1 protein-coding gene and 1 pseudogene are annotated in these 2,144 nt (G+C 71.1%); both read left to right on the forward strand.

Features of this window, described 5'->3' with window-relative positions; genetic code table 11:
- Positions 1 to 766: pseudogene (locus ACWGIU_RS36370) on the forward strand (DsbA family protein); the annotation flags it as partial.
- A gap of 331 nt (positions 767 to 1,097) precedes the next feature.
- On the forward strand, positions 1,098 to 2,120 hold the full coding sequence (gene lgt / locus ACWGIU_RS36375) for a prolipoprotein diacylglyceryl transferase (protein ID WP_453712350.1): 1,023 nt from the start codon (positions 1,098 to 1,100) through the stop codon (positions 2,118 to 2,120).
- Positions 2,121 to 2,144: the final 24 nt, after the last annotated feature.

The raw sequence follows: 2,144 nt of genomic DNA on the forward strand, positions 1-2,144 counted from the left end.
CCGCGATGCGACGAAACGATCGGCCCGGGAACGACTCCTCGTGGAGCGCGAGCGGCAGAAGACCCGGGACAAGCGCCGGCGGACCCTCGTCGTGGCGGCGGCGGTGGTCGGCGTCCTCGGCCTGGCGACCGTGGTCGGCGTGATCGCGGCCAACACCGGCAAGAGCGGACCCGCCAAGGCGGGCCCGGTGGTCGCCCCCTCCGGGGCCACCGGAAAGGACGCCCTCGCCATCCGGTCGGGCAAGCCCGAGGCGAAGCCCACCCTGACCGTGTGGGAGGACTTCCGCTGCCCCTCGTGCAAGTTCTTCGAGGACAACTACCGCGACGTCATCCACGACCTGGAGGCCAAGGGGCTGCTCAAGGTCGACTATCACCTGGTCACGCTCATCGACCGGAGGATGGGCGGCAGCGGCTCGCTGAAGGCGGCCAACGCGGCCGCCTGCGCGCAGGACGCCGGCAAGTTCACCGCGTACCACGACCTCCTCTTCCAGAACCAGCCGCAGGAGACCGACGACGCCTTCGGCAAGAACGCCAAGCTGCTGGAGATGGCGGGCAAGGTCGAGGGGCTGGACACCCCCGAGTTCCGCTCGTGCGTCGAGGACGGCACGCACAACACCTGGGTGGCCAAGTCGGACGGCGCCTTCACCGCCGGACAGTTCCGGGGCACCCCGACCGTGCTGCTGAACGGCAAGGACCTCCTCTCCGACCAGGCGAACCCGGTGACCCCGCAGAAGCTGAAGGAGCAGGTGGAAGCCGCGGCCAAGGGCTCGGGAGGCGCGGCCGCCGGAGCCGGAGCCGGGACGGGGGCAGTGGCCGGGAAGGCCTCACCGTCGGCCGGCACCACCCCCGGAGCCGGAACGAAGGCCGGAACCAAGGCCGGGGCGAAGGCCTCGCCGTCGGCCTCTCGCACCGGGTCGGGCGGGTCGTCCGGCGGGTCCTCGAACCGGTCCACCGGAGGGACCTCCAGCGGCTCCTCCACGTCCTCCTCCAGGGGGCCCTCGGAGGACTGACCGCAGCCACTGCCATGTCTGGATTTGGTTTCGTCCTGCCGGGCGGGTTGCGGTACGCACCGCCCGGCAAGGTAGCGTCATGCCTGCCATGGACATTGCTTACATCCCCAGTCCGTCGACCGGCGTGATCCATCTCGGACCGATCCCGCTCCGCGGCTACGCGTTCTGCATCATCATCGGCGTCTTCGTCGCCGTCTGGCTCGGCAACAGGCGATGGATCGCGCGCGGCGGAAAGCCGGGCACGGTCGCGGACATCGCCGTGTGGGCCGTGCCCTTCGGCCTGGTCGGTGGTCGCCTCTACCACGTGATCACCGACTACCAGCTCTACTTCGGCGAGGGCCGCAACTGGGTCGACGCCTTCAAGATCTGGGAGGGCGGACTCGGCATCTGGGGCGCCATCGCGCTCGGTGCGGTGGGTGCCTGGATCGGCTGTCGCCTGCGCGGGATCCCGTTGCCGGCCTGGGCGGACGCCCTGGCCCCCGGCATCGCGCTGGCCCAGGCCTGCGGCCGCTGGGGCAACTGGTTCAACCAGGAGCTGTACGGCCGGGCCACCGACCTGCCGTGGGCGGTGGAGATCACCGCGGGCCCGAACCGGGACGCGGGCACGTACCACCCGACCTTCCTCTACGAGTCGCTGTGGTGCGTCGGTGTCGCGCTGCTGGTCATCTGGGCCGACCGCCGCTTCAAGCTCGGCCACGGACGGGCCTTCGCCCTGTACGTCGCCGCGTACTGCGTCGGCCGCGGCTGGATCGAGTACATGCGCGTCGACGAGGCGCACCACATCCTGGGCGTCCGGCTGAATGTCTGGACCTCGATCGTCGTCTTCGTCCTGGCCGTCGTCTACCTGGTGCTCTCGGCGAAGCTGCGACCGGGCCGCGAGACGGTCGTCGAACCCGGTACCTCCGGCGGTGAAGGCGGTGACGCGGCGGCTTCGTCGGAGACGAAGGACTCCGGGGCCGATGACAAGTCCTCGGGCACCGGTGACTCCGCTGCCGACGGGGCCGAGGCCACGGTGGAGGCGGCCGCTCTGACGAAGGGCGAGCCCGGCAAGGCGGATCTGCGCAAGGCGCAGCCCGCCGAAGGCCGCGCCCCGGAGGCCGGGTCGCTCTGACCTGAAGGTCCGAAAGGGGGGGGC

Source organism: Streptomyces sp. NPDC054840, assembly GCF_053611065.1.

Bases quoted from the DNA above. Each gene is read 5' to 3' on its own strand.
- lgt (WP_453712350.1), top strand. From the start codon at position 1,098: ATGGACATTGCTTACATCCCCAGTCCGTCGACCGGCGTGATCCATCTC.